Origin of the sequence: Vibrio sp. 1731 (genome assembly GCF_033339955.1) — a bacterium.
In the GTDB taxonomy this organism is placed as follows: domain Bacteria; phylum Pseudomonadota; class Gammaproteobacteria; order Enterobacterales; family Vibrionaceae; genus Vibrio; species Vibrio alginolyticus.
The window spans coordinates 1-1,037 of sequence record NZ_JAWOVO010000174.1 but is presented as its reverse complement, the minus strand read 5'-3'; the positions used below and the strand labels follow the sequence as shown (position 1 = coordinate 1,037).

Below are 1,037 nucleotides of genomic sequence, written 5' to 3'. Positions count from 1 at the left end.
GCTTGGTTACCGTCTTGTTCACCTAGTAAACAAGGATCAAGGTGCGCCACTTTCGCAACGTATTCGTGGTGTACGTCGTAACCTCTCAGAACAGGTAGGTTTTCTTCTACCCGAAGTTCGCATTCGCGATAACCTAAGCCTCAAACCGAACCAATACACCATTTCGCTTAATGGTGAAGTGATTGAGCAGGGCTTCATCGAACCAGAGCGTTTAATGGCGATTGCCGTTGGCGACACCTACGGTGAAATCGATGGCATTCTAGGGAGCGATCCTGCTTACCAACTTCCTGCGGTTTGGATTGAACATCAAGACAAGGCGAAGGCACTCAACATGGGTTACCAAGTCGTGGACGACGGTACCGTGATCGCAACACACATCAGCAAAATCATGAAAACCAGCCTTGCAGAATTGTTTACACACGATGATGTAGAAGCGATGACGCAGCGCTTAACCCAACAAGCGCCGAAATTGGCAGAAGCCTTAGCCGCTGCACTTAACCCAGCTCAACAGCTCAAAGTGTACCGCCAGCTATTGCTTGATCAGGTGCCACTAAAAGACATCCGAACCATCGCGAATACCATGCTGGAGTCTTCAGAAAACACGAAAGACCCGATTTTGTTAGCTGCTGATGTTCGCTGCGCACTAAAACGCACGCTAGTTAACTTAATTGCAGGGCAAAAACCTGAGCTCAATGTTTACGCTTTATCGGATGAGTTGGAGCAAATGCTACTGACGTCGCTGCAACAAGCGCAAGCTTCAGGTACAGTGGTTCTCGATAGTTTCCCAATCGAACCGAATATTCTTGGTCAGTTCCAACAAAACTTACCTTTGATTCGACAACAACTTAAGCAGCAAGGCTTACCGCCAATACTACTTGTAATGCCGCAATTACGCCCACTACTGGCGCGTTATGCGCGTACTTTCACTCAAGGATTGGCTGTGCTGTCTTACAACGAAATTCCAGAAAACAAACAGATCAATGTGGTAGGAAACCTTGGTTAATCTTATTTCAACACACGCGATATACGAATATCTT

At 46.9% G+C, this 1,037-nt stretch carries 1 protein-coding gene; it reads left to right on the top strand.

The window, feature by feature from the left end; genetic code table 11:
* A partial coding sequence (locus R7035_RS26025) for an FHIPEP family type III secretion protein (RefSeq protein ID WP_318146423.1) occupies window positions 1-1,003 on the top strand: 1,003 nt, incomplete at its 5' end.
* Window positions 1,004-1,037 lie beyond the last annotated feature (34 nt).